Here is an 18,380-nt window from a genome sequence, read left to right as displayed (position 1 = left end):
TCCACCGCGAAACAGCGATCCATCCAGACGGTTGATTCGCAGGCCCTGCGGCGGTGCAATACACACCCCCTACGTCGTTCATCACCCTCTTGAGCCAGCTGTTTTCGCCGATCTCGTTCGGCCCCCTGACCCTGTCCAACCGCATCGTCATCGCGCCGATGTGCCAGTACTCCGCCGAAGACGGCCGCGCCAGCGACTGGCACGCCATGCACCTGGGCAACCTGGCGCAGTCCGGTGCCGGCCTGCTGATCCTGGAAGCCACTGCAGTCGAACCGCGCGGCCGCATCAGCTGGGCCGACCTGGGCCTGTGGGACGACGGCACCGAAGCCGCGCTGGCGCAGGTGCTGGCCAGCGTCCGCCGCTGGTCGCCGATGCCGCTGGGCGTCCAGCTGGGCCATGCCGGCCGCAAGGCGTCGGTGAAGCGGCCATGGGATGGTGGTGGCCAGCTGCCGGCCGATGACACGCGTGGCTGGGTCACCGTGGCGCCTTCGCCGCTGCCGTTCCACGCCGCCGATCCGGCACCGCAGGAGCTGGACGAGGCCGGCATCGCCGAGGTCATCGCCGCTTTCGCCGCCAGCGCGGTGCGCGCCGAGCGCCTGGGCTTCGAGCTGATCGAGCTGCATGCCGCGCACGGCTATCTGCTGCACCAGTTCCTGTCGCCGCTGAGCAACCGTCGCACCGATGGCTACGGTGGCTCGCTGCCGAACCGCCTGCGCCTGCTGGTGGAAGTGTTCGATGCGGTGCGTGCGGCCGTGTCCGACAAGGTCGCGGTGGGCGTGCGTATTTCCGCCAGCGACTGGGTCGATGGCGGCTGGGATCTGGTGCAGAGCGAAGCGCTGGCCCAGGTGCTGGACGCGCGCGGCTGCAACTTCCTGCATGTCTCCAGCGGCGGCCTGGACGAGCGCCAGAAGATCACCGTCGGCCCGGGTTACCAGGTGCCGTTCGCAGCAGCGATCAAGGCCAAGGTGCGCATGCCGGTCATCGCGGTGGGCATGATCACCGAACCGGAGCAGGCCGAATCGATCCTGCGCCATCGCCACGCTGATGCGGTGGCCCTGGCGCGCGGCATCCTCTACGACCCGCGCTGGCCGTGGCACGCCGCCGCGGCACTGCGCGACAGCGTGGACGCGGCGCCGCAGTACCTGCGCTGTGAGCCGCGCGAGGCACGCGGCGTGTTCAAGGCGCGTTGACGCAATCTGCCAGCGCATTGTGACGCTTCAGGATGCAGGGCATCTGCACGAAGGCGAGTTGCGGCATAACCTGTCGTAACGAACCAGGAATGGTTATGGATATCACTTTATGTGAATGACATCTCAATGCGCTGGGTGCGGGCGCTGCAACGTTGAGCTGCACACGCGGGTGTGCAGCTAATGGAGAAACGCAATGAAACCCATGATGCTGGTGATTCTGCTCTCGGCTGTCTCTCTGTCCATATCAATGCCTGCCGTCGCAGGTGACAACGTGGCGACTGTATCCGGCGCGGAGAATATCTCGCTCATGCACGCACCTGTGAATTCGCTGGGGCGGCTTGATCTTCACCTGATCGAGCTCTCTCCCGAATCCCCACTGATGTTGCTTTCACCCCTTGCGCGCAAGCAGTTCGTTGAGTCGCTCGTGTTTGGAGATCGGGGATTGGCCAGCTTCAGCTACGAGCCCATCGTCAATGAAATGAGTGCAAGTGAAGCCTATCGACTCCTGTCACTCTTCGGGGCACAGCGCGCAACTGTGTACATCCCAGGATTGCGGCAGGAGTCGGACGCGGATCATATGGTTGTACAGGCGGCCAATCCGAACCCGGTATTTGAAGATTACCCGGGCTATGCCTGTTCAGGGCGTGCGACCTGTTCAACCTCCATGAGCAGTATCTGCATGTCGAGCTGCTGATTGCATGATTGGTCGCATGCTGCTTTGGTGCTTGCTGCTGCCCACAAGTACGTGGGCAGCAACTCCAGTAGACGCTCAACTGCGTGAAATGGACCGGGAGATGTTGGCCGCTGGCGCTTCAGACCGCGTCGAAAAGCTGGTGGATGTCTATTCGTCATGGGAGTCTTCCAGATCATCAGAGGATGATTGCGGCAGTCTGAGCGATCTGGATATTGAGGCCGCGTTCCGCGCCAGTTTCTACATCTCAATGTACGTTGGAGACGAGAAATGGCTTGGCAAGGTCCGATGCATTCATGCAGAACTGGGGCGGAGAGGTATTGCCACAGAGACAACGCACAGGAAAATGCACTCGGTTCTGGTGCAGGTTCGACATTTTGCTGAGGCCAATGAGTTGCGTGAGGTGGCGTCGTTGCGTGTAGATGAACTTCCGGAGATAGAGCGGAACGCGCCTGACCAGCAGGGAACTCTCCACCCTCTTGCGAATGGGAAGCTGGAATGGCGGCGGTGGAAGTATAGGAAGGGATTGGAAGTGGTCGTCTATGTCAGTCCGGCATGCGCTCCCTCCCGACGCGCGATGCACGTGATCATGAACGAACCAGAATGGACATGGATCTTATCCAGCGTGCGCTTTGTCGTGCGTCGATCTCCTGCATGGCCGCATCTTGGTGTCAGCGAGTGGAATAAAAGCAACCCCTCTCATCCCATGTTGCTCCAAGCGGGACCTGAGGGCTGGAAAGAGATGGATGTCCATGAAACTCCGGTATTCCATGTCTTCAGGAACGGGCTGCTCCTGCGCACCCTGACAGGATGGGCAGACGCCAGTGCTGGCCTGATGAGCCTGAAGGAGAGTTTCTGACCGCGAAGATGCTCCACTCTTCTTCTGTCACACCCGCCAGGCCGGCGCCATGCCGGCCTGCAGGTGCTCGAACAACGCACGGATCTTGGCGGTGAAGTCGCGGCGGTCACTGACGCAGAAATAGACTTCCATCGGCTCCGGGCGCCACGCAGTATCGGCGCCGAACACCGCCTGCAGGCGGCCATCGCGCAGGTAGGGCTCGGCCACGAATGCAGCCAATCGAGTGATGCCGGCACCGGCCGCCGCCAGCGATGCCAGCGCATCGATGTCATCGCAGACCATGCTCGGTGGCAGCGCGGCGTCCACACGCTGGCCGTCCTTCAACAGCCCCCAGCGCAGCGGTCGGCCATCGGTGGGAAAGCGATGCAGCAGACCACGATGGCCACTCAGGTCCGAAGGCAGCTGCGGGGTGCCATGTGCCTTCAGGTAGGCCGGTGAGGCGCAGAACACGAAGGGAACGCGTGCCAGCTGCCGCGCGACTACGCCGTCTTCCAGCTGTGCGCCGATGCGGATGCTGGCGTCCACCGCCTCAGGACCATGTTGCACGGCGCGGTCGGTCAGGCGCAGCTCCAGCTGCAGCTGCGGGTAGCGTTGCTGCAGCGAAGGCAGCAACGGCGCCAGCACGTGGCGGCCGAACGCACTGCTGCTGGCGATGCGCAGTGGCCCGGCCGGCTCGATGTCGCCGGAGGTGACCATTGCCTGCGCGCGCGCGAGGTCCGCTTCGATGTGGCGCACCTGCGCCAGGTACAGTGCGCCGGCCTCGCTGAGGGCCAGTTGCCGTGTACTTCGGTTCAGCAACCGTACGCCCAGATGGGCCTCCAGCCGGTTGATGTTCTGGCCGACTGCGGTGGCGCTGATGCCAAGAATGCGGGCCGCGGCGGCAATGCTGCCGGTCTCTGCGGTGCGGGTGAAGCTGCGGATCAATTGCAACAGGTTCATGACCGACCAGCTTGCCATGGAGAAGCCCAAGTATCGCTTGGTACTGAACGAAGTAGTTCGGTTGCATCGGAGACCATCGATCCGGCAGGCAGGTCGCTGCCCTACACTCGGAAGATGCGCCCCGATTCCATCCTGACCCTGTCCTGCCCCGACCGTACCGGCATCGTCTACCGCGTGTCCGGCCTGCTGTTCGACCATGGCTGCAACATTCTCGACGCCCAGCAGTTCGGCGACGAGGAAAGTGGCCGCTTCTTCCTGCGCGTGCATTTCGACCGTGACGCCAGCCTGCCGCTGGAAACAGTGCACGCCGCCATGGCCACGCTCGCCGCCGGTTTCGGCATGGACTGGCAGCTGCATGATGGCCGCCGCCGCGCACGCCTGCTGGTGCTGGTCAGCAAGCAGGGGCACTGCCTCAACGACCTGCTGTTCCGCGCCCACAGCGGCCAGCTGAAGGTGGACATCGCGGCGGTGGCATCCAACCACGCCGACTTCGCGCCACTGGCCGCGTCCTACCAGGTGCCGTTCCACCACCTGCCGGTGACCGCCGATACGCGCGCGGTACAGGAGCAGCAGATCATCGACCTGGTCGAGCGCGAACGCATCGACCTGGTGGTGCTGGCGCGCTACATGCAGATCCTGTCACCCACGCTGTGCCGGGCCCTTGCTGGCCGCGCGATCAACATCCACCACAGCTTCCTGCCCAGCTTCAAGGGTGCGCAGCCGTACCACCAGGCACACGCGCGCGGGGTCAAGATCATCGGCGCCACCGCGCACTACGTCACCGAGGACCTGGACGAAGGCCCGATCATCGAACAGGACGTGGCCCGCGTGGACCACGCGATGGCACCGCGCGAACTGGTGCGGCTGGGCAGCGATACCGAGTCGCTGGTGCTGGCACGCGCCGTGCGCCGCCATGTGGAGCACCGCATCCTGCTCAACGGTCACCGCACGGTGGTGTTCCGGTAGTGCCGGCCGCAGGCCGGCAATTGCAGGAATTCGGAGGTTGCCGGCCAGCGGCCGGCACTACCGTTTCGGGTCAGGCGATCACAATTCCCGCCTTGCCCAACGCCTCGCGCACCATCGTGTCATTGGCTTCGGTTACCGGCTTGGTCAGTTCCCACAGGAACTTCACCCGGAAGCCGGACTTCACCGCGTCCTGCGCGCTCCACAGCACGCAGTAGTCGCGGGCCAGGCCGCACACGTGCACCTCGCGGATGCGGCGCTCGTGCAGCCAGCCGGCCAAGCCGGTAGCTGGGCGCTCGCCATCGGGGCCATGGTTCTCGCGGAAGGCGCTGTACGAATCCACCTGTTGGCGCGTGCCCTTGCGCAGGATCAGGTCGGCCACGGTCCAGTCCACGCCCGGGTGCAGGGCGGCACCGGCGCTGCCCTGCACGCAGTGGTCGGGCCACAGGGTCTGCGGCTGCGCGTGCAGCAGGATGGTCTCGAACGGGCGCTGGCCGGGGTGCTGGCTGGCAAACGAGGCGTGGTCGGCCGGGTGCCAGTCCTGGGTCGCCACCACGGTGCGGTAGCGGCGCTGCGTCAGCAGATCGGCAATCGGTGCCACCAGCGCATCGCCCTGGTCGCAGGCCAGCGCACCACCGGGCATGAAGTCCGGCTGCAGGTCGATCACCAGCAGGGCGACATCGGCGGGCAGGGCAGTCATGGCAGATCCGGTACAACGAAAGGGGCGACCAGCGTGGCCGCCCCTTGCTTGCGCGTCAATCGCCCTGCGGCGTCTCAGCGTCCTGTCCGTAATACAGCAAGCCGATCTTGATCCGCTCGCGGCCGTTCTCGCGGCGGTGGCGGTTGGCATCGCGCAGCGAGTACACGCAGCCGCAGTATTCCTGCTGGTAGAACTGCTCGCGCTTGCTGATCTCGACCATGCGGCTGGCACCGCCGCCCTTGCGCCAGTTGTAGTCCCAGTACTGCAGCCCGTCGTAGTGCGACGCAGCGCGTACACCGCAGTCGTTGATCTGCGCCATGTTCTTCCAGCGCGAGATGCCCAGCGATGAACTGATGGTGTCGTAGCCGTGTTCGTGCGCATACAGCGCAGTGCGCTCGAAACGCATGTCGAAGCACATCGTGCAGCGGACGCCACGCTCGGGCTCGTTTTCCATGCCGCGCGCACGGCTGAACCAGTTGTCGGTGTCGTAGTCGCAGTCGATGAAGGGGATGCCGTGCTGCTCGGCGAAGCGGATGTTTTCCTGCTTGCGCAGCTCGTATTCCTTCACCGGGTGGATGTTGGGGTTGTAGAAGAAGATCGCGTAGTCGATCCCGGAGGCGGTGATCGCCTCCATCACTTCGCCGGAACAGGGCGCGCAGCACGAATGCAGCAGCAGGCGCTTGCCATCGGCGGGCAGGGACAGGGTGGGGCGTTGGAGCTCGGTCATCGTCAGGTACCGCATGGACCGTCGGCAACGGCGGTGGCCCATGCATCAGCGCGTGGGGGAAACAGGGCTGGCCAGATACCGTGGAAAGGACGCACGCGGCCACGCCGCCTGCACGCGCAGGACAACGACGGCCCCGGCAACCTCCCCGCGGAGATTCCAGTTCGAGTCAGGGGACGGTCGTGTCCCCCGGCCGGGGCCGGTATTCGGGCTGATGGACACGGGCCGCAGCCCACCTACTACCTGCCGCTTCCCAGGCGTGAGCCCAGTGCTGTTGGCAGGATTCGTTTCCATTCACCGCTGCGGGGCAGCTCCGGAATGGGCGCGCGAGGCGCGTTCACCGGATTCCCGTTTAAACCCCTCCCGTCATCTGAACGGCGGCAGGGGTACCTTCGGCGTGCCAACGGTGGACGCGTTGGCGGCAATGGTCAAGGGCCAATGAAAGCGCAGGGTTGTGGCTCGTTTCTCAGGCTGTGAGAGCGCCTCTTGTCATACTGGGCACCGGCAGATGGGAGGTGGCTCGTGGCGGCGAAGTACTGCGATCTGGTCATGAAAGGCGGCATCACCAGCGGCATCGTGTACCCCAATGCGGTACTGGCGCTGGCCCGCGAGTATCGCTTCAAGAGCATCGGTGGCACCTCGGCCGGCGCCATTGCTGCGGCGGTGGCGGCCGCGGCGGCATGCGGTGATCGCCGCCAGCAGGCCGGCGAGCACCTGCCCGGCGACGCGGGCTATGGCGGGTTGTCTGCGGTGTCGGCGCAGCTGTCGCGGCGCGGCTTCATCTACAGCCTGTTCCAGCCCGCACGGGGCGCGCGCGCGGCCTATCGGCTGCTGGTGGTGCTGACCGGCAATGCCCGCCTGCCGCACAAGCTGCTGTGCCTGGCCGTTGCCGTGTTCGAGATCGCGCCGCTGGAAGTGCTGGTGTCGCTGGCGCTGCTGCTGGGCCTGGGCTGGTGGGGCGGTGGCTGGAGCGGCGTGGCCGCCACGCTGCTGCCGTCGTTGCTGTGCGCCTACGGTGCCGGCGTGGCCGGTGCCGCGCTGCGGGTGGCGCGGGTGGCGCGGCGCAACCTGCTGGGCTTGTGCAGCGGCCTCGGCCGCGACACACGCACGCCGGCGTTGACCGAGTGGTTGCATGAGTGCCTGCAGCAGTTGTCCGGCAAGCCGCTGGACGCACCGCTCACCTTCGCTGATCTGCACGATGCGCCGCGCTATGCCGGCGAGCCGGACAGCCCGCATGCGATCAGCCTGCAGATGATCACCACCTGTGTGTCGCACAACGAGCCGCGCACCCTGCCGCTCGGCGGCGCGCAGTTCTGGTTCCTGCGCGAGGAGTTCGAGCAGTTGTTCCCCGCCAGCGTGGTGCAGTGGCTGGTGACGCAGGCCGGCCCGCCCCTGGAGGTGGAAGGGCGCCAGTACTACCACCTGCCGCAGGGCCCGAAGCTGCCGGTGCTGGTGGCCACGCGCATGAGCCTGAGCTTCCCGCTGCTGATCAGCGCAGTGCCGCTGCACGAGCCCTCGCGGCGAGAGCGTCGCTGCGAACCCACCGCGCCTGCGGCCGACCAGGAGCACAACGTGGCCGACAGCATGGAAGGGCTGACCAGTGCCGGACAGACCTGCGGCCCGGTCATCACCGCTTTCCGCATCTGCTGGTTCTCCGATGGTGGCATCAGCAGCAACTTCCCGATCCACCTGTTCGACGCCGCCTTGCCGCGCTGGCCGACCTTCGCCATCAACCTGGTCTATCCGCAGCACGCTGAAGAGGTGAGCCACGGCAGCGCTGGCCGCCAGTCGCTGGAACACGCGGTGTTTCTGCCCACCGAAAACCGTCATGGCTGGCAGCGCACCTACCAGTCGATCGCTACGCCGCTGGCGGCCGCGGAACTGGGGCGTTTCCTGTTCGCAGTGGTGGCGACCATGCAGAACTGGCGCGATCTGCTGCAGGCGCGCGCACCGGGCTACCGCGACCGCATCGTGCACGTCAGCCTGCAGGGTGACGAAGGCGGCATGAACCTGGACATGCCGCAGGAGGTGCTGACCCGCATCGCCGACAAGGGCAGCCTGGCCGGTGCGCGCTTCTGTTCGTTCTCGTTCGAGAACCACTACTGGATCCGCTGGCGCAATCTGGCTTCGGCCTACCAGCGCTACACGCTGGAAGTGGCGCGAACCGACGACCCGGCGCAGCAGGTGCTGGCCTACCGCGCGGCGTACTCGATGGTTGCCCGCGGTGAGCCAACGCCGCCGTCCTACAAGCTGGGCTCGGAAGACAAGCGGCTGGCCTCGCAGCAGCTATGGGGCTTGATGGTCGAGCAGGGGCGCAGCTGGGAAGACCTTGGCCCGGATCTTACTGACGGCGCACCACGCCCGCTGCCGCAGATGAAGGTCACGCCGATCTACTGACCCGATATCCGGGGCGGCATGGGCATCCACGCATGGCGTGGATCTACTGTAGATCCACGCCATGCGTGGATGCTGCTGGCAGCTATCGCCACGGCTCCACCACCGCATCACCCTGCAATGGCGCATACAAAGGCAACGCCAGCTCCTGCTTCACCCAGCCCGGATTGAGCGCACGCAGGCCGGCCAGGTATTCGCGGGCCAGCGCCGTATCGCCCTGCCGCATCGCCAAGCGCGCGGCGCGCGCCCAGGTGCGGTCCCAGCCGTGGGCCAGCGACAACGACGTTGCCAGCGCCGCGCGCGCCCCCGCCACGTCACCTGTCTCCCAACGGTCCTCCGCGCGGATGATCGCCTCGTTGGACAGGCGCATGTCGTACAGCTCGCGCAGCTTCACCACTGCATGTGGGTCGGCGTCCACGCGCAGGTCGGTGTCCTGCCAGTCGCCCCCGGGCGTGCGCACCAGCAGCGCCGCCGACCACTGCCCGCTGCGTTGACCACCCGCTGCCTGGCCGGCTTCCAGCGCCGCCAGCAGGCGCGCGGCCAGCGGTCCACGTGAGGTGGCGAAGATGCGCTGCATCGATGCCAGCACCTCGGGTCCGGCCAGACCATTGCCCTGCACACTCAGCATGCCGTCGCCGTGCGCGCCGGCCCAGCTGGCCTGCTGCGCGGTGGCGCCGGTGTACTGCGCATTGCCGCCGCGCGCGCTTACCAGTCCCACCTGTCGTTCGGCAAGCGTGGTGCCATCGAAGTTGCCATCTTCATCCAACAGCTGCTTCAGCACCTGCGCAGGCGTGCGGCCTTTGGCCAACAGCTCAAGGCCTTTGGAGCCATAGGTCGGGTTGGTCTCGAACTGGCTGGCGACCGCGCCCACCTTCGCCTGTGCCCACGGCACACCCACGCCCCCGACCGCCAGATTGTGCGTGGCCACCGCCACCCCGCAGTCGCCGGCCTCATTGCAGGCCGCAATGGAAAAGGTCGCCCACGCCGGTGTGGCGGTGGCAGCAAGCAGCAGGGCCAGGCAAGAGCGCAGCAAGGACATGGGGTGTCTCCAGGGCGGGCATTGCAATGGGATGCAGCCTACGCACGAAAGGTTTAGTAGATCCACGCCATGCGTGGATGGAGCCCATCGGAATCGAACATTTCGAACATTCATCGAAGAGCATCCACGCATGGCGTGGATCTACCGTGTCGACCAAGGTCGGCACCTGCCCCCTATCGCCCCGGCAACTGGGTAAACGCGCGCTGCATGCAGTCCTCGCGCGGGCACACCCGGCACCCCGGGCCAATCGACACCGAATTGCCCGGGCTCTGCACATCCAGCCCCAGCGAATACACCAGCCGTTCGGCGTGCTGCAGATCGCAGCCCAGCGCCACCGCGAAGGTCTTGCGCGGCTGGCCATGGCCGACCGGCCCGCTGCTGACCTGCCGCGCCAGCCAGAAATGGCGACGTCCATCGGGCATGCGCGCGGTCTGGGTGAGGATGCGGCCGGGCTGGTTGAATGCCTCGTACACGATCCACAGCGGACACGAACCACCCACCTGCGAGAAATGGAAATCCGTGGCCGAATGGCGTTTGGACACATTGCCCGCACGGTCCACGCGGATGAAGAAGAACGGCAACCCGGGCGCACTGCGTCGCGCCAGCGTGCTCAGCCGGTGGCAGACCGCTTCAAAGCCCACGCCGAACTGGTGCGCCAGCAGTTCGATGTCGTAGCTGCTGGCCTCGGCCGCACGCAGGAAGCGCATGTACGGCATCACCAGCGCACCGGCGAAGTAGTTCGACAGGCCGATGCGCGCCTGCGCGATGCGTGCCTCATCGGTGAAGCCGGCACGCGCCACCACCGCATCGATCTGCGGCAGGTAGCCGTGCAGGGCCAGTTCGGCCGCCATCTGGAACGCCTGCTGGCCTGGCTCCAGGTAATCGGGCAGCCACAGCCGCCGGGCACCGGCGTCGAACTGGCGCTTCTCGCGCCCGGCCTGCAGCGCCGCCACTTCCACCAGCACGCCGTGGCGGTCGGCCAGCAGCTGGCGCAGCCGCGGTGCTACGTGCCCGGGCGACAGTCCCCATTCGGCGAACAGCTGCTCGGCCAGCTCATCCAGCTCGGGAATGTGGTTGTGCATGCGGTTGAAGAACTCGCGCACCTGGTCGCCAGCGGGCAGGGTGCTGCCGGCGCCGGGTTCGCCCAGCTGGAATTCCAGCGCGGCGGCATGCTCGCGCAGCGCCAGGTGGCGGCGGTGCAGGTCCAGCAGCGCGCGGCTGACCTGCGGCAGGTTGCCGGCCAGGGCGCGCAGTTCGGTGGCGCTGACGTCGGCCAGGCCGAGGTCGCGCAGGGTCTCGCCCAGTGACTCCTGCAGTGCGGCGGGCTCATCGTCGTCGAACAGCGCCGAAACGTCGCCCAATACCTCGCCCAGCTTCTTCTGCACGGCCGGTGTGAGCGGGCGCTTGTTGCGCTCGATCTGGTTCAGGTAACTGGCCGACAGCCCCAGCGCCCGTGCCAGGTCGGCCTGGCTGTAGCCACGCTGTTCGCGCAGCCGCAGCAGGCGCAGGCCAAGTTGTCGCTGGGTGGCTGAATAATTCACAGAATTAACATGAATCGTCTGGCGTGTTGGCCAGATTAAGCGGATTCAGCCCGGAAATCGAGGCGGGTGCTGTGAATAATGCCAAGCATCTTTCGCACCCCGTGGGATTGTCGTCATGACTGTTGCAGCGCCCCGTATCCGCATGCTGATCGATGGCCAGTTCGTTGAATCGGCCACCTCCCACTGGCAGGACGTGATCAATCCGGCCACCCAGGACGTGCTGGCCAAGGTGCCGTTCGCCACCACCGGCGAAGTGGACGCCGCCGTCGCCGCCGCCAAGGAAGCCTTCAAGACCTGGCGCAAGACCCCGATCGGTGTCCGTGCGCGCATCTTCCTGAAGTACCAGCAGCTGATCCGCGAGAACATGAGCGAGCTGGCCCACATCCTCACCGCCGAACAGGGCAAGACCCTGCCGGACGCCGAAGGTGATGTGTTCCGCGGCCTGGAAGTGGTCGAGCACGCCGCCGCCATCGGCAACCTGCAGCTGGGCGAGCTGGCCAACAACGTGGCCACCGGCGTCGATACCTACTCGATCATGCAGCCGCTGGGCGTGTGCGCCGGTATCACCCCGTTCAACTTCCCGGCGATGATCCCGCTGTGGATGTTCCCGATGGCTATTGCCACCGGCAACACCTTCATCCTCAAGCCGTCCGAGCAGGACCCGATGGTCACCATGCGCCTGGTCGAGCTTGCCCTGGAAGCCGGCATTCCCAAGGGCGTGCTGAACGTCGTCCACGGTGGCGAAGAAGTGGTCAACGCGATCTGCGATCACCCGGACATCAAGGCCGTTTCGTTCGTCGGTTCCACCCGCGTCGGCACCCACGTCTACAACCGCGCCTCGCTGGCCGGCAAGCGCGTGCAGTGCATGATGGGCGCCAAGAACCACGCGGTGGTGCTGCCGGACGCGAACAAGGAACAGACCCTCAATGCGATGGTCGGCGCTGCCTTCGGTGCGGCCGGTCAGCGCTGCATGGCAGCCTCCACGCTGGTGCTGGTGGGCGAAGCGCGCGGCTGGGTGCAGGACCTGGTGGCCAAGGCCAAGACCCTGAAGGTCAGCGGTGGCACCGTGTCCGGCACCGATGTCGGCCCGGTCATTTCCTGCAGCGCCCGCGAGCGCGTGGAAGGCCTGATCGCCTCGGGCGTGGAGCAGGGTGCCAAGCTGGTGCTGGACGGCCGCAAGCCGCAGGTGGATGGCTTCGAGAAGGGCAACTTCGTCGGCCCGACCATCTTTGCCGGTGTCACCACCGACATGCGTATCTACCAGGAAGAAATCTTCGGGCCGGTGCTGGTCATTCTCGAAGCGGAAACGCTGGAAGAAGCCATCACGATGGTCAACAGCAACCCGAACGGCAACGGCACCGCCCTGTTCACCCAGTCCGGCGCGGCCGCGCGCAAGTTCCAGGAAGACATCGACGTCGGCCAGGTCGGCATCAACGTGCCGATCCCGGTGCCGGTGCCGCTGTTCTCGTTCACCGGTTCGCGCGCGTCCAAGCTGGGCGACCTGGGTCCGTACGGCAAGCAGGTGGTGCTGTTCTACACCCAGACCAAGACGGTCACCGCGCGCTGGTTCGATGACGAAACGCTGAGCCATGGCGTCAACACCACCATCAGCCTGAAGTAAGGGCAGGAGCAGCCATGAGCCACTCGATGACGACGGAGCAGGAAGAAGCGCAGCAGGCGTATCGCGAAGCCGCGCGCGACTTTGCACAGGCCGAACTGGCGCCGCACGCCGCGCGATGGGATGCGGAGGGCATCTTTCCGCGCGAGGCGATCGCCAAGGCCGGTGAACTGGGCTTCTGCGGTCTGTACATGGACCCGGAAGTGGGCGGCAGCGGCCTGAGCCGCCTGGACGCCGCCGTCGTCATCGAGGAGCTCGCCAACGTCGACCCGTCGACCGCGGCGTACGTCAGCATCCACAACATGGCCTCGTGGATGGTCTCCAAATGGGGCCAGGCCGAATTGCGCGATGCGTGGGGCACCGATCTGTCCTCGGGCAGCAAGCTGGCCTCGTACTGCCTGACCGAGCCGGGCGCCGGTTCCGATGCGGCCTCGCTGAAGACCACCGCCGTGCGCGATGGCGACTTCTACGTGCTGAACGGCTCGAAAGCTTTCATCTCTGGCGCCGGTGCCACCGAGCTGCTGGTGGTGATGGCGCGTACCGGCGGTGCCGGTGCGAGCGGTGTCAGCGCCATCGCAGTGCCGGCCGACCTGCCGGGCATCAGCTATGGTCGCAAGGAAGAGAAGATGGGCTGGAACAGCCAGCCCACCCGTGGCATCACCTTCGAAAACGTCCGCGTGCCGGTCAGCCACCTTCTGGGAGAGGAAGGCGGCGGCTTCAAGCTGGCGATGAAGGGGCTCGATGGCGGCCGCATCAACATCGCCGCCTGCTCGCTGGGTGCCGCGCAGGGTGCGCTGGACGCCGCACGCCGCTACATGGGCGAGCGCCGCCAGTTCGGCAAGGCGCTGGCCGATTTCCAGGCGCTGCAGTTCAAGCTGGCCGACATGGCCATCGAACTGGTGGCCGCACGGCAGATGGTGCACACCGCCGCGCGCAAGCTCGATGCCGGTGCCAGTGATGCCAACGTCTGGTGTGCGATGGCCAAGCGCTTCGCCACCGACGCTGGTTTCAACATCTGCAATGAAGCGCTGCAGATCCACGGTGGCTACGGCTACATCCGCGAGTACCCGATCGAGCGCCTGCTGCGCGACAGCCGCGTGCACCAGATTCTGGAAGGCACCAACGAGATCATGCGGGTGATCGTTGCCCGCCACCTGCTCAACACCGAAGAGGAACTGCGATGAACGATTGGCGTACCCTGGAGCACGTGGGTCTGAAGGTCGAGGTTGATGGCCACACCGCCGTGGTCACCCTGAACAACCCGCCGGCGCACACCTGGACCGTGCACAGCCTGTCCGCGCTGCGCGACCTGGTGGGCGCGCTCAACGCAGACCGCGAGATCTACGCGCTGGTCATCACCGGCGATGGCGAGAAGTTCTTCTCCGCCGGTGCCGACCTCAACCAGTTCGCCTCCGGCGACAAGGGCGCCGCACGGGAAGCCGCGCGGCGCTTCGGCGAAGCCTTCGAGGCGCTGTCCGCTTTCCGTGGCGTGTCCATCGCCGCCATCAACGGCTACGCCATGGGCGGTGGCCTGGAATGCGCGCTGGCCTGCGACCTGCGCATCATCGAAGACCACGCCCAGGTGGCACTGCCGGAGGCCACCGTCGGCCTGCTGCCGTGCGCCGGTGGCACCCAGAACCTGCCGCGTCTGGTCGGCGAGGGCTGGGCCAAGCGCATGATCCTGCTGGGTGAGCGCATCAATGCTGAAACCGCAGTGCGGATTGGTCTTGCCGAAGAAAAGGTCGGCAAGGGCGAAGCCAAGGCGCTGGCGTTGGAGTGGGCGAAGAAGGCCGGCAAGCAGAGCCCGACCAGCATCGCTGCCTGCAAGGCCTTGGTGCAGTCCACCCGCAGCGGCACCCACGCCTCGGCGCTGGTAGCCGAGCGCGAAGCCTTCGTTGATCTGTTCGACACCGCCGACCAGGTCGAGGGCGTGAGCGCCTTCCTGGAAAAGCGCGCCGCGCAGTGGAAGAACGCATGAGCACCGACACCGCTGCCGATGACGCACCGGTGCTGTTCGAAGAGCGCGCAGCCGGCAACGGCACGCGCATCGGCATTGCCACGCTCAATGCGCCGCGCACGCTCAACGGCTTCTCGCTGCCGATGGCGCACCTGCTGCTGAAGCAGTTGAACGCCTGGGCCGACGACGACGGCATCGCCATGGTGGTGCTGCAGGGTGCTGGCGAAAAGGCGTTCTGCGCCGGCGGCGACCTGCACAGCCTGTACCAGAGCATGGTCGCCTTCCGCGAGGCTGGCCGCAGCGACATCCGCGAGAACGACTACGCCGCCGAGTTCTTCGACGTCGAATACCGCGTCGACTACCTCATCCACACCTACGCCAAGCCGATCCTGTGCTGGGGCCACGGCATCGTGATGGGCGGTGGCATCGGCCTGATGTCCGGCGCCAGCCACCGCGTGGTCAGCGAGCGCTCCAAGCTGGCCTTCCCGGAAATCACTGTTGGCCTGTTCCCCGATGTCGGTGGCAGCTGGCTGCTGCCGCGCGTGCCGGGCAAGGGCGGCCTGTTCCTGGCCCTGACCGGCGCGCTGCTCAACCCGGGCGACGCCATCTACGCCGGCCTGGCCGATGTGCATGTGGCCGAAGAACGCCGCAGCGCGGTGTTCGATGCGCTGCTGCAGGTGGCCTGGTCCAGTGATGCCACACGCAACCACGAGCGCCTGTCCCATCTGCTGCAGTCGCATGCCAGTGATGCTGCGACCGGTCCGCTGCTGGCCAATGCGGCGCAGGTCGATGCGTTGTGCGAAGGCGATGACCTGCAGGCCATCATTGCGCGCATTGCCGGTCTGCAGACCGACGATGTGTGGTTGCAGGCGGCACAGAAGACCCTCGCCGCCGGTGCACCCGGTTCGGCACGCTTGTCGTACGAACTGCAGCGCCGTAGTGCCGGCCAGGACCTGGCCGCGATCTACCGCCTGGAGTACATCGTCGCCCTGCATTGCGCCGCCCACGGTGATTTCGCCGAAGGCATCCGCGCGTTGCTGATCGACAAGGACCGCAATCCGCAGTGGAACCCGGCCACCCTGGCCGAGGCCACCGGCGCGTGGGCCGACACTTTCTTCGCTTCCCCCTGGGCCGATGCCGCGCATCCGCTGGCCGACCTGGGCACTCCCCTTGTTGAAAGGAGCCTTGCATGAGCCGCATTGCATTCATCGGGTTGGGCAACATGGGTGGCCCGATGGCCGCCAATCTGGTCAAGAACGGCCATACCGTGCGCGTGTTCGATCTGGTCCCGGCCGCGGTGCAGGCCGCCGTTGATGCCGGCGCCAGTGCGGCCGCGTCGGCGCGCGAAACCCTTGCCGATGCCGAAGTGGTGATCTCGATGCTGCCGGCCAGCCGCCATGTCGAAGGCGTGTACCTGGGCGACGACGGCATCCTTGCCGCGATCCCGGCCGGTGCACTGGTGATCGACTGCAGCACGATCGCACCAGCCAGTGCCCGCAAGGTCTCGGAAGCCGCTGCCGCACGTGGCCTGCAGATGATCGACGCGCCGGTGTCCGGCGGTACCGCCGGTGCGCAGGGTGGCACGCTCACCTTCATCGTCGGTGGCGAAGAAGACGCGCTGGAGCGCGCCCGTCCGGTGCTGCAGGCGATGGGCAAGAACATCTTCCATGTGGGCGCCAGCGGTGCCGGCCAGGTCGCCAAGCTGTGCAACAACATGGCGCTGGGCGTGATCATGGCGGTGACCGGTGAAGCCATCGCACTTGGCGTGGCGCACGGCTTGGACCCGAAGGTGCTGTCGCAGATGATGGCGGTCAGCACCGGCCGCAGCTGGGCCACCGAAGTGTGCAACCCGTGGCCGGGCGTGCTGGAAAACGCCCCGGCCTCGCGCGGCTACAGCGGCGGGTTCGGCAGCGATCTGATGCTGAAGGACATGGGCCTGGCAGTGGAAGCGGCGATGAGTGTCGGCGCCTCCATCCCGCTGGGCGAAGTGGCCCGCAACCTGTACTCGATGAATCACCAGGCCGGCCGCGGCAAGCTGGATTTCTCCAGCGTCGTGCAGCTCATCACGAGCGAGAAGTGACCTGGTAGGGCCGGCCGCTGGCCGGCAACCTCATGCCCCCGTGCGGGACAACGAAGGTGGGATGGGCGGATGTTCGGTTTCGACCGGCATCCGCCCATTTTTTTCACCGCGCGCGGGTAGTGCCGGCCGCTGGCCGGCAGCACCCCATCAGGCAACGATCAGCGTCACGTCGATGTTGCCGCGGGTGGCATTCGAGTACGGGCACACGATGTGCGCCTTCTGCACCAGCTCTTCCACCTGCTCACGCGGCACGCCCGGCACGTTGATGGTGAGCTCGGCTTCAATGCCGAAGCCGGTCGGGATCTGGCCGATGCCCACCTTGCCGGTCACGGTGGTGTCGGCCGGCAGCGCGACCTTGGCCTGGCCGGCCACGAACTTCAGCGCGCCCAGGAAGCAGGCCGAGTAGCCAGCCGCGAACAGCTGTTCCGGGTTGGTGCCCGGGCCGCCGGCGCCGCCTAGCTCGCGCGGGGTCGACAGCTGGATGTCCAGCACGTTGTCGGAGGAGACGGAACGGCCTTCACGGCCGCCGGTGGAGGTGGCCTGGGCGGTGTACAGAACCTTTTCGATGGACATGGGATGCTCCTGGTTGGTGGATGGGTATTGCCTTGGAGCCTACTTTGCCCGGTTTCCGCGTACGTTGGGTTGCAATGCGTACGAAAAACTTGATCGATCGTCCTGTTGGCCTAGATGGTCCACTCGCGGTCGGTGGTGAACATGATGGTCAGCCAGCGGTCCGGCGAAGCCTCGCCCAGTGCATCGCCGATCTCGTCGCGCAGCTGGTCCCATTCCACCAGGGGCCGCGGCGGGTCGTTTTCAGGTACCACGAAGAACAGTTCGATCTGCTCGCCACGCCCCACCTGCGCCACGTAGCTGCGGTGCTCGACGAAGCCGTGCTTGGCCACGATCGCGCGCGCCACGTCATCCACATGCGCCTGCAGTTCCGGCGGGGTGACCAGCAGGATGCCGGCCAGCGCCCGGCGTACGGTGCCGAGCGGGGCGATCATCACCAGCACGCAGACGAAGGCGAGGATGGCCGGGTCGATGTACGGCCCGACCCACGCCCACGAGGTGCCCTGTACCAGCACGCCGCCAAGGAAGGCGACCATGTAGCAGGCCGACATGCTGGCCGCGATCACCCAGTTCTTGGCATCCAGCGCGATGAATTCCGAGCCGATACGGCGGTTGGCGCGCAGCACGAACCAGCCCAGCGCGCTCTCGGCCACCAGTGACAGGCCGGCGAAGATGATCGCCGGGCCCAGCGCGATGTGGCGGCCACCGGACATCAGCGCATCCACCGCATTGACCAACGCATACAGTGCCGCGCCGATCATCAGCGTGCCGCTCACGCCCAGCACGATCGGCTCCAGGTGCCAGAAGCCCATGGTGAAGCGCTGGTTGAGCCGCGATTGCAGCGCATCGGTCTGCGTGGACAGCGCGATCAACCGCGCCACCAGCAGCGACAGCCAGGTCATCACCACGTCGATCAGGCCGTAGATGCCATCGAAGATGATCAGCGAGGAATTGGCGAGCAGGCCAAACACCACCGCCGCAGCGGCCAGCAGCAGTGCGCCGGCGATCGACAGGCGCAGCACGCCCTGTTCGGTGGCGGGGTCGAAGAAATGCGGGTGGTCGGTGGCCATGACCCGATTGTAGAGCGGCGCCATGCTCCGCTGCCGTTGCGGCCT

Annotated in this window: 16 protein-coding genes, 1 pseudogene and 1 riboswitch; of the genes and pseudogenes, 10 read left to right on the top strand and 7 right to left on the bottom strand. The window is 66.4% G+C overall.

Translation table 11 applies throughout. The features are described 5' to 3' along the window. Window positions 1–89: 89 nt before the first annotated feature. From ABR323_RS08660 to ABR323_RS08650, 3 genes are all read left to right on the top strand, one after another. Window positions 90–1,190, top strand: a complete 1,101-nt coding sequence (locus ABR323_RS08660; protein ID WP_135271967.1) for an NADH:flavin oxidoreductase/NADH oxidase — start codon at window positions 90–92, stop codon at window positions 1,188–1,190. Window positions 1,191–1,383: 193 nt separating this feature from the next. After that, the gene (locus tag ABR323_RS08655) at window positions 1,384–1,884 is read left to right on the top strand and encodes a hypothetical protein (RefSeq protein ID WP_439448986.1); all 501 of its coding nucleotides are present in this window, start codon (window positions 1,384–1,386) and stop codon (window positions 1,882–1,884) included. Between the two features lie 16 nt (window positions 1,885–1,900). Beyond that, on the top strand, window positions 1,901–2,740 hold the full coding sequence (locus ABR323_RS08650) for a hypothetical protein (protein ID WP_439448985.1): 840 nt from the start codon (window positions 1,901–1,903) through the stop codon (window positions 2,738–2,740). A 27-nt stretch (window positions 2,741–2,767) separates the two neighbouring features. On the opposite strand, the gene ABR323_RS08645 is transcribed toward ABR323_RS08650, so the two are convergent. After that, on the bottom strand, window positions 2,768–3,679 hold the full coding sequence (locus ABR323_RS08645) for a LysR family transcriptional regulator (RefSeq protein ID WP_135271968.1): 912 nt from the start codon (window positions 3,677–3,679) through the stop codon (window positions 2,768–2,770). Between the two features lie 114 nt (window positions 3,680–3,793). Here ABR323_RS08645 and purU point away from each other — a divergent pair, with 114 nt between their 5' ends. Then, complete coding sequence (gene purU, locus ABR323_RS08640; RefSeq protein WP_439448984.1) at window positions 3,794–4,645, top strand: formyltetrahydrofolate deformylase; 852 nt, start codon at window positions 3,794–3,796, stop codon at window positions 4,643–4,645. A 70-nt stretch (window positions 4,646–4,715) separates the two neighbouring features. Here the strand turns inward: purU and pncA are convergent, their stop codons facing one another. Beyond that, on the bottom strand, window positions 4,716–5,342 hold the full coding sequence (pncA, locus tag ABR323_RS08635) for a bifunctional nicotinamidase/pyrazinamidase (RefSeq protein WP_439448983.1): 627 nt from the start codon (window positions 5,340–5,342) through the stop codon (window positions 4,716–4,718). A gap of 55 nt (window positions 5,343–5,397) precedes the next feature. Next, window positions 5,398–6,084, bottom strand: a complete 687-nt coding sequence (locus tag ABR323_RS08630; RefSeq protein WP_439448982.1) for an epoxyqueuosine reductase QueH — start codon at window positions 6,082–6,084, stop codon at window positions 5,398–5,400. Window positions 6,085–6,246: 162 nt separating this feature from the next. Continuing rightward, window positions 6,247–6,475: riboswitch (cobalamin riboswitch) on the bottom strand. A gap of 140 nt (window positions 6,476–6,615) precedes the next feature. Between ABR323_RS08630 and ABR323_RS08625 the strand changes: the two are divergent. Then, a pseudogene (locus tag ABR323_RS08625) lies at window positions 6,616–6,702 on the top strand (hypothetical protein); the annotation flags it as partial. A gap of 1,843 nt (window positions 6,703–8,545) precedes the next feature. Here ABR323_RS08625 and ABR323_RS08620 read toward each other — a convergent pair. Both ABR323_RS08620 and ABR323_RS08615 read right to left on the bottom strand, forming a co-directional pair. Beyond that, window positions 8,546–9,499 (bottom strand): DUF1028 domain-containing protein, encoded by a 954-nt coding sequence (locus tag ABR323_RS08620; protein ID WP_439448981.1) that lies wholly within the window; start codon window positions 9,497–9,499, stop codon window positions 8,546–8,548. 173 nt (window positions 9,500–9,672) lie between these two features. Beyond that, window positions 9,673–11,040, bottom strand: coding sequence for a helix-turn-helix domain-containing protein (locus ABR323_RS08615; RefSeq protein ID WP_135271975.1), 1,368 nt, complete (start codon window positions 11,038–11,040; stop codon window positions 9,673–9,675). A gap of 115 nt (window positions 11,041–11,155) precedes the next feature. On the opposite strand from ABR323_RS08615, the gene ABR323_RS08610 reads away from it, so the two are divergent. From ABR323_RS08610 to mmsB, 5 genes are read left to right on the top strand one after another with little or no spacing between them, the layout of a single operon-like run. Then, window positions 11,156–12,661: a CoA-acylating methylmalonate-semialdehyde dehydrogenase gene (locus ABR323_RS08610; RefSeq protein ID WP_439448980.1), complete on the top strand. Its 1,506-nt coding sequence runs from the start codon at window positions 11,156–11,158 to the stop codon at window positions 12,659–12,661. 14 nt (window positions 12,662–12,675) lie between these two features. Then, a complete protein-coding gene (locus ABR323_RS08605) occupies window positions 12,676–13,842 on the top strand; it encodes an acyl-CoA dehydrogenase family protein (protein ID WP_439448979.1) in 1,167 nt (388 codons plus the stop codon). After that, window positions 13,839–14,636, top strand: coding sequence for an enoyl-CoA hydratase (locus tag ABR323_RS08600; RefSeq protein ID WP_439448978.1), 798 nt, complete (start codon window positions 13,839–13,841; stop codon window positions 14,634–14,636). The genes ABR323_RS08605 and ABR323_RS08600 overlap by 4 nt, the downstream gene beginning before the upstream one ends. Further along, window positions 14,633–15,808 carry an enoyl-CoA hydratase/isomerase family protein gene (locus tag ABR323_RS08595; RefSeq protein ID WP_439448977.1) on the top strand — a complete coding sequence of 392 codons (1,176 nt, stop codon included), beginning with the start codon at window positions 14,633–14,635 and terminating at the stop codon, window positions 15,806–15,808. The genes ABR323_RS08600 and ABR323_RS08595 overlap by 4 nt, the downstream gene beginning before the upstream one ends. Continuing rightward, complete coding sequence (gene mmsB, locus ABR323_RS08590) at window positions 15,805–16,695, top strand: 3-hydroxyisobutyrate dehydrogenase (protein ID WP_135271980.1); 891 nt, start codon at window positions 15,805–15,807, stop codon at window positions 16,693–16,695. Before ABR323_RS08595 ends, mmsB begins: the two co-directional genes overlap by 4 nt. Before the next feature lie 147 nt (window positions 16,696–16,842). Here mmsB and ABR323_RS08585 read toward each other — a convergent pair whose 3' ends face one another. Both ABR323_RS08585 and ABR323_RS08580 read right to left on the bottom strand, forming a co-directional pair. Beyond that, a complete protein-coding gene (locus ABR323_RS08585; protein ID WP_004153735.1) occupies window positions 16,843–17,268 on the bottom strand; it encodes an organic hydroperoxide resistance protein in 426 nt (141 codons plus the stop codon). 110 nt (window positions 17,269–17,378) lie between these two features. Next, window positions 17,379–18,359, bottom strand: a complete 981-nt coding sequence (locus ABR323_RS08580) for a cation diffusion facilitator family transporter (protein WP_439448976.1) — start codon at window positions 18,357–18,359, stop codon at window positions 17,379–17,381. Window positions 18,360–18,380 lie beyond the last annotated feature (21 nt).

It is taken from the genome of Stenotrophomonas sp. ATs4, assembly GCF_051861585.1.
Taxonomy (GTDB): domain Bacteria; phylum Pseudomonadota; class Gammaproteobacteria; order Xanthomonadales; family Xanthomonadaceae; genus Stenotrophomonas; species Stenotrophomonas maltophilia_AS.
The sequence above is the reverse complement of the archived record's forward strand: the minus strand, read 5'-3'. Positions and strand labels throughout refer to the sequence as shown.